At 35.5% G+C, this 7,949-nt stretch carries 9 protein-coding genes; 3 read left to right on the top strand and 6 right to left on the bottom strand.

The genetic code is table 11. The features are described 5' to 3' along the window. Positions 1-335, top strand: a 335-nt coding sequence (locus tag G466_RS0112990; RefSeq protein ID WP_026814063.1) for a transposase, incomplete at its 5' end; no start/stop codon positions are given. On the opposite strand, the gene G466_RS21990 is transcribed toward G466_RS0112990, so the two are convergent. Continuing rightward, positions 308-1,723: a TonB-dependent receptor gene (locus tag G466_RS21990; RefSeq protein WP_394331701.1), complete on the bottom strand. Its 1,416-nt coding sequence runs from the start codon at positions 1,721-1,723 to the stop codon at positions 308-310. The genes G466_RS0112990 and G466_RS21990 overlap by 28 nt on opposite strands. A 97-nt stretch (positions 1,724-1,820) precedes the next feature. Between G466_RS21990 and G466_RS0112980 the strand changes: the two genes are divergently transcribed. Together G466_RS0112980 and G466_RS0112975 are read left to right on the top strand one after the other, a co-directional pair. Continuing rightward, positions 1,821-2,585 (top strand): MBL fold metallo-hydrolase, encoded by a 765-nt coding sequence (locus G466_RS0112980; protein WP_026814062.1) that lies wholly within the window; start codon positions 1,821-1,823, stop codon positions 2,583-2,585. A gap of 83 nt (positions 2,586-2,668) precedes the next feature. Beyond that, complete coding sequence (locus G466_RS0112975; RefSeq protein WP_026814061.1) at positions 2,669-3,160, top strand: hypothetical protein; 492 nt, start codon at positions 2,669-2,671, stop codon at positions 3,158-3,160. Positions 3,161-3,294: 134 nt separating this feature from the next. Here the strand turns inward: G466_RS0112975 and G466_RS0112970 are convergent, their stop codons facing one another. The 5 genes from G466_RS0112970 to G466_RS0112950 form a co-directional block, all read right to left on the bottom strand. Beyond that, entirely contained in the window at positions 3,295-3,954 is a 660-nt protein-coding gene (locus G466_RS0112970; protein WP_026814060.1) for an alpha/beta hydrolase, read from the bottom strand. Between the two features lies 1 nt (position 3,955). Beyond that, positions 3,956-4,282: a hypothetical protein gene (locus G466_RS0112965; protein ID WP_026814059.1), complete on the bottom strand. Its 327-nt coding sequence runs from the start codon at positions 4,280-4,282 to the stop codon at positions 3,956-3,958. Between the two features lie 83 nt (positions 4,283-4,365). Further along, positions 4,366-4,680, bottom strand: a complete 315-nt coding sequence (locus tag G466_RS0112960) for a DUF4870 domain-containing protein (protein ID WP_026814058.1) — start codon at positions 4,678-4,680, stop codon at positions 4,366-4,368. 30 nt (positions 4,681-4,710) lie between these two features. Then, positions 4,711-5,964 (bottom strand): dihydroorotase, encoded by a 1,254-nt coding sequence (locus G466_RS0112955; RefSeq protein WP_026814057.1) that lies wholly within the window; start codon positions 5,962-5,964, stop codon positions 4,711-4,713. After that, positions 5,961-7,883, bottom strand: coding sequence for a BatA domain-containing protein (locus tag G466_RS0112950; RefSeq protein ID WP_026814056.1), 1,923 nt, complete (start codon positions 7,881-7,883; stop codon positions 5,961-5,963). Before G466_RS0112950 ends, G466_RS0112955 begins: the two co-directional genes overlap by 4 nt. Positions 7,884-7,949 lie beyond the last annotated feature (66 nt).

Raw genomic sequence — 7,949 nt, 5'->3', positions numbered from 1 at the left:
AAATATTGTTTGCCGAATATCCCGACATAAAGGTAGCCTTCGACCTGGTACAGGGGCTCAGGAACATATTCAATACAGCCACTACTATACAAACGGCATATACGAAACTGGCACACTGGCACAAGGACGTAGAGGCTTCGGGCTTTAAAAGCTTCCAAACAGTGGCTAACAGTATCAGCGTTAATTACAGATCTATACTGAACTATTTTATAAATAAAAGTACGAATGCCTCGGCAGAATCATTCAATGCAAAAATTAAAGCGTTCAGGGCACAATTCAGAGGGGTGAAAAATGTAGAATTCTTCCTTTACAGATTAACTACAATTTTTGCATAAACACAACAATTGGTCATGATCCCGGATTCCCATCCTTCTTCGCCATTTATTATCTGTCTCAGTACATCTCTAGAGAAAACATGTAGAATTTCTGGATCGTAATCAATTATATCCATCACTTTTCCGTTGTACTTAAAGAATTTGTACAATTCCTTCATTCTCGGGTGCACTTTAACGGTATTGCTGGTCATAACTTGCCCCGTTTCTTCATTTCTCATTGGATATAGATATACTTTCAAGTCCTTAAAGAATAACTTTCCAAAGGCCTCTAAAATACCTCCACTTAGGTGTCGGTAATACTTTTCATCAAATATATCGACAAGGTTATTTACGCCCATCGTAAGACCAATCTTGGCTTTGGTATAATTGCTAAAATATTCTACCAATCTATAATATTCCTGAAACTTAGATATCATTACCGTATGGCCCAAGGAGCATAAAAGCTCTGCGCGGTCCATAAAATCTTGTTCATCTATTTTTCCAGAGGCCTTAAGATTAGACAACGTAATCTCAAAAATAACTACTGTGTTCTCTTCTTCTACCTTAGGTTCCCTGATAAATATGTCATAGGATTTTTTAAACATATCCATATTTACCTTGGTCACCGGTCTAAAGCTACCCCTAAGCGCCAAAATATTCTTTTTGTAAAGGATGGTTGCCGGAAGAAGGTTATTGCCGTCAGGACCAAACATCACCGCATCGGTCATATTATTTTTGATCAACTCAAGACTCATCAGCCTATTGTCTACTTTAGAAAAATTAGGTCCAGAAAAATTTACCATATCAATTTCTACGGTATCCTTGTCAATATGATCATAGAGATACTTTAATAATTTTGTGGGTTTATCATACTTATAAAAAGCACCGTAAATAAGGTTTACCCCAACAATTCCAAGAGTTTCCTGCTGTAGTCGGGCCTCATTTTGTTTAAATCGAATATGAAGGACAATTTCGTTAAGATCTTTCTGATTAGGTTCTAGCTGATATCTGATCCCAATCCATCCATGTCCTTTATACCGCTTCGAAAAATCAATTGTAGCTACAGTATTGGCATAGGAAAAGAACAATCTTTCTGGATGCTTATCACGGCTAATTCTGTTTTCCATATGTTCCATCTCATGATGCAACATTTTATTTAGCCTAGACTGGGTTACATATCTGCCATCTTCCTCCACGCCGTAAATAGCATCACTAAAATCCTTATCATAGGCGCTCATGGCTTTCGCTATAGTTCCTGAAGCTCCACCGGATCTAAAAAAATGTGCGGAGGTTTCTTGACCGGCACCAATTTCGGAAAAGGTCCCGTATATATCGGGATTTAGATTTATACGTAAAGTTTTCGCCTTAATGGACGGAACATTGGTAAATGCAATCTCTTTTTTCAAAATAAATGATATAATAGCATATTTGCTTTGCACAAAGTTAATAAGATAACACTATCTATTAAATAAATAAATTATAAATTTGAATTAAACAAAAATAAGCTTGAAAATTACATTTTTAGGAACTGGTACATCACAAGGCATACCAGTGATTGGCAGTAAACATCCAGTTTGCCTTAGTGAAAATCCAAAGGACAAAAGGCTTCGCGTTTCCGTTTTAGTATCTTGGGATAATTATAATTATGTTATAGATTGCGGACCCGATTTTAGACAGCAAATGCTTGTTAATAAGGTGGTAAAGATCGATGGCATTTTATTTACCCATGAACATGCAGACCATACTGCAGGAATAGATGATATAAGACCCTTTTTTTTTAGACAGGGAGATATTCCCATTTATGGACACGAGAGGGTTATTAGCTCCCTGATGAAACGATTTGATTATATCTTTGCTGATGAAAATAGATATCCGGGTGCTCCAGGCGTTGAAGTAAATACCGTTAGGAATAACAAGCCTTTTAAAATTGGAAATTTAATGGCAATACCGATTGAAGCCCAACACAATAGATTGCAGGTTTTTGGATTCAGAATATCTGATTTTGTTTATCTTACCGATGTAAAAAGCATTGAAAACGTAGAGATGGAAAAAATTAAGGGGGCAAAAGTATTGGTAATTAATGCGTTACGTATAGAACCACATCACTCTCATTTTAATTTAGAAGAAGCTTTAGCGTTTATAGATGTTATAAAACCTACAACTGCCTACTTAACTCATATTAGTCATTTATTAGGATTTCATGACGAAGTTGAAAAAAAATTGCCAAAAAATGTCCACCTAGCTTACGATAACCTAATAGTAGAGTGCTAGGCAAAATATCTTTCCTTAAAGGGTAATGATAAGGAATCCTTTAAACTTAAAATCCCTAATCAAAATATCAATTAATTACAGCTATGAAACAAAAAATCTTCTTTTACTTATTTTTATTTATTTCTTTAATCGCCCTATATCAATTTATTAGCACTAATAATATGTTGAAGGCTAAAAACGGGTTAATAGAAGCTAAGGCGGAAAAATTGGGGAAATTGGAAGATTCAATTAGGGGCCTGCAAGTAAGGGTAATGGATATGCAGTATTTCTCTTTGGATAATAATGACGATGCGTTGTCTTATTATGACGATCTAAAGTTAGATTCGCCAAGTTCTTATATAATAGATAAGTTATTAGAAACCAATGAGAGTAAAGGGGATAATCCTTTAGTACCTTATGAGGGGATGGAAGGTGATTTTAAAATCAACAAAATTAAAGTATTGAACCACAAATGGATCTTAGCCGATTTTTCTGATGGAAAATTTTGGGGAGAGCTATTGATAAAGTTCGATTTAAAGGATGATTTGGGGGTAGATTTCACCCTAATAGACCACCTATTGTATACCCGAAGCTAAAGGCATCGCGATATAGACTGCAACCAATTAAGGTGATAAAGCATGAATAAATAAGGTCGATACATTTTCTTTTACAGAGGTATCGACCTTATATATCATGGATAAAATTTTATAAAGTGAGCAGTGTATTGAACTTATATTTTATCCTCTAACCACTTTTTAAAAGAATAAAAATTTTGAGGTGCTACACCATGGCCTACTGGAAATTCCTCATAAACATGCTCTATTCCTAGCTCGGTCAATGTTTCTGGTACCTTTTGTGCCCACGAAACAGGAATCACTTGGTCTACACTCCCGTGTGAGGCATAGATATTTAAATGCTTATGATCATTTTCCTGATAGTTCTCAGAAAGCATAGGTATGCTTATGTATCCACTTAAAGCGATCACATTTTTAACCATTTGCGGATAGGTAAGTGCTACAGCGTAACTTAATATAGTACCTTGACTAAAACCCAAAAGGGATACATTAGTTTCGTCTAACCCATAAGTGCTACAAGCTTCTTCTATAAATACCTTTATTTTATCACGAGAAAGTTTTGCTTGTGCATCATCGTTCCATTTTCCTCTATCCGCTTCAAAATTAATTGCATACCACATATTGCCAAATGGCTGCATAGGGTAGGGGGCTCTTACCGATATTATGCATAGTTCCTTTGGCAGTTCAGGAGCAAAGGAAAATAGATCCTCTTCATTGCTTCCATAACCATGGAACATAAAAAGAACCGGGGCTTTACCGTTAGTTATATTTGATGGTCTAATTAAGTGTTCTAAAGAAAGTGTTGCTGTAGTCATTTTAAGATATAAAAGTGAACCATTTTTGAAAATAGGGGCCAAGAATCGGTACTTCTTGTTTTTTGTCATTTAAGGCTCCTAAGAATCCATAGAACCATAGAACTACATAAAAAATGTATAGTCCGTACCAGGCATATTCACTGTACCAGTTACTTAGAAATATGGCAACTCCTAAAAAAATAAGGTGTAACCCAAAAGCTTGGCGTGTATGGAACCTTGCAAATTCATTTTTAGGTTCGGAATTCATAGATATGGCAATCAGCGCACCGACCATAGTCATATACGCAACAATTGCAGTTGTTTTCCCCTCTTTTATTGTTTCATTCATGTAGGCAAAGTTACTTTAACTTTAAATTATAAGCATAAAAAGAGGCCCTTAAAAGACCTCTAATTGTGTTATAATTATAAATTTTATTTTCCGATACTTCCAATTAATGGAAGATCTTCTAGTTTACCGCTATTAGCATTAATCACTCCCAAAATGGCAAAGGCAAAGGGTACCCACCTAAGGATGCCTAAAAATCCTATGCCTAATAGGGATAGCATAAATAAGGCGATAGATAAAACTAATGAAAGGATCCAAACTCTTAGCGATTGCTCTATATGAAATTGGACGAAAGCATTCTTCTTGTTGCTATTCACTATAAAGGCAATAAGTAATCCTATTAGGAATAAGTAACTTACCATTGCCATGGTCTTCCCTTCATTTATAGTCTGCTGATCCATTTTGGTGTTGTTTAGTCATTAATTTCAAAGTTAGTGAATTAATTGGTTGTTGCCTATTATCCCTATTGCCCTTCCCTTCATTTTGCTATCTAGGAATGCGCTATTTTTTGAACTAGAAAGGATGTCCTCTTCTGTAAAGGTATATTTAATATCAGGATTAAATAGGGTTAAAACTGCTTTCTCACCAATTTTTAGACTCGGATTAGATAGACCGTATCGCTCCCTTCCTTTGGTAAGCAGCGCTATAGTGTTTTCTAGGCCTAATAAACTATTTAGTATTCCAAAAGCACTTTCTAAACCTATGGTTCCGTTGGCTGCATTGTCAAATTCTACTCTCTTAAGCTCAATATCCATGGGCCTATGATCGGTTGTAACAAAATCGATCACTCCATCCTTAAGGCCTTTCAGCAAAGCCTTACTGTCTTTATTTGTTCTAAGGGGTGGCATTAGCTTGAACCTAGAATCAAAACCAAGCAATGTTTCATCTGTAAAGCAAAGATTGTGGATGGCGACACTACAACTTACATCCAATCCTTTTTTCTTTGCTTCTGCTATTAATTTTACAGATTTAGCGGTAGATATTGTTGGGACGTGTAATTTTCCACCAGTATATTCTAGAATAAACAGGTCTCTTGCTAAATTTAATTCTTCCGCCATATGGGGAATTCCCTTTAATCCCAATTTGGTAGAAACTTCCCCTTCATTTACTATTCCTTTTCCAGTAATTTGCTTATCCATAGGAAAGCTTATCACTAATCCATTAAAATTATGGGCGTATTGCAAGGCCACCTTCATCAAGTTAGGGTTGCTTATAGGGCGCTTATAATCGTAAAACCCTACGGCCCCAGCACTTTTCATATCGTATAGCTCGGCCAAACTTTCTCCTTCAGACTTTATGGTCAAGGCTCCTAGAGGATGAATGTTAACAGCATTTGATCTTGCGGCATTCTTAAAAAAAATGATATCGGAACTACTGTCTGGAACCGGATTGGTATTTGGGTTAAGCACAATATCTGTAAAACCACTGCGAGCTGCAGTATAAAGCCCGTTGGCAATAGTCTCTCGTTCTTCGTAACCTGGTTCTCCAAAGCTGACTCCAGAATCGAACCAACCTATAGATACATGCAGATTATGGTCCTCAATAACTTGGACATTGTCACTAACGTCTATGTTGGGCGCTATATCCTTAATGATACCATCTTGAATGTGGATATCCAGCTTTTTTAGATGATAATCAGAATTAGAAGAATCTACTATTGTGGCGGATTTTAAGAGTATGTTCATTTTAAATATTTTTGAATAAGAACTTCTATTAGGATAAATGCCAATGCTAAAGTAATAAACCATTTCCAAAGCTCCTTTATACTATGGTCACTTTCTATTTGTTGGAATAGTAGGTCCAAGTTATTATTAACAGAATTAGCAGATAGCTCATTAATTTCTAGGTAGTTTAATTTGCTTTCATTTCTAGGGTGATTAAAACTTATCATGGCCATATTTTTATTGGCAACACCAATGTTATAATTTCCAGCTGTGGCTGGCAATTCTTTAAAGCTTAGTGCCGTTTTATTGGCGTAGGTCTGCTGATAGGGGATAAATTCTATATTATTACCAGACACCTTTAAAATTCTATCTTTATCTAGTACTATTGGCAAGTCTATGGTAGTTTCCTCTCCTATTAGCTCATAAATCTTTGGAAGTTTTAGGCTGTTCCATCCCATATTGTAAAAGGTAGGCACAACCAATGGCGATCTATTAAAATTGGAATAATCTAAAGAAATTGGGGCGGTAAACAGGTAAATTCCGTTAGCGGCTACTAAAAACGGATCTCCATTATCCAATGTGAGTAGCTTTGGTAGATTAGAATTAATTTTATAATATTTTTTTAAGCTAGGATATTGAAAGTTTGTTATCTTTTCTTCAAATACGTGTTTGTATAAAGGGTGTTCAAAACTAATAGTACTCACTTTTCGCTCCTCTGTACTTCCTGAGATAAAGGAGGTATTTAAATTGTTCGTTAGGAACAAGTTATAACTGGACAGGTCTGCGTCCATATGGGGAATGATTACGATGTTTCCACCATTTTTAACGAATGATTGTAGCACGTTCTGCAATGCAGCAGGGATACTCTCTAGTTCATTAAGTATAATCAAGTTTTGTGAATCCAGCTCCCCATAATTCAAGGATCTTAATAGAAAATCGGAGTAGGTGAATTCATCTTCCCTGAAAATTCTGCTTAAGAATTGACTAGGTGCTTCGCTTACCGATAGTACATTGATTTTTTCTTTTTTGTCGATATTAAAATAAAGCTGATTATCATATTCAAGTCCCGAATCGGATATGGTAATTTTTCCATTAATTATTTCATTGACAGGTAGGGTAAATACAATATTACTTTTATGCTCTTCATTAAACGTTGCCGATGTTTTCGCAATCAATTTATCATCATTATATAATGAAACAGGAAGGTTTTCCCTATTGGTATTGCTAGAGAGTTCACAAATCAGATTCAAGGTTTCAGGAGTGGCTTCTGCAATATAAACAGTATCAATGGCAACATTACTAAGGTCTTTTGAACGGGCTGGTACCAGATGTAAATTTGCATTTTTCAAGGAATCCAAGGCCAGGGATGGGGCATGACTTTGAAAATCTGAAATAAGGATTAATTCATTGTTGGGGTTCTCAGGATCTTTAATTAGGCTTTTAGCTTTAAGATAGATTTGATCGAAAGGCATTTGGTTCCCTGTATAGGTTAAGGAGAGAAGGTCTTTCTTAATATCGTCCGTGTTTACATCTTTAAAAAGCTGCTCATTAGTAAAGAGGCTAAAACTAAGTGTTGTAGGCGCCGATCTCAATAATTCCTGAACCTTATTCTCTAAAAGAGTACCAGTAACATCAGTTGCTTGCATACTAAATGAATTATCCAAGTATATTATGATCTGGCTATTTTTTAAAGCCGACTTTCCTGGATAGAATGGTTGAGCAAAAGCAATGATTAAGGCTGTTAGCAATAGGAGGCGTGTAAATAATAAGAGCCACTTTTTTAGAACATTACTTTTTCTAGATGCTGCAATTACCTTTTTTAGGATCTTAACATTGGTAAAAGAGGTTTTCTTAAATCTGCGAAGTTGAAATAGGTGAATGAGAATAGGGATGAGCAATAAAAAAAGCGACCAAAGAACTTCCGGATGTTTAAACAGCATTCCCAAATTTAATTTTTCAAATATAAGAAAGATATTAGAGGACAATCTAAAATTTATGCTAGGATT

Source organism: Arenibacter certesii DSM 19833 (assembly GCF_000429545.1).
Taxonomy (GTDB): domain Bacteria; phylum Bacteroidota; class Bacteroidia; order Flavobacteriales; family Flavobacteriaceae; genus Arenibacter; species Arenibacter certesii.
The sequence above is the reverse complement of the archived record's forward strand: the minus strand, read 5'-3'. Positions and strand labels throughout refer to the sequence as shown.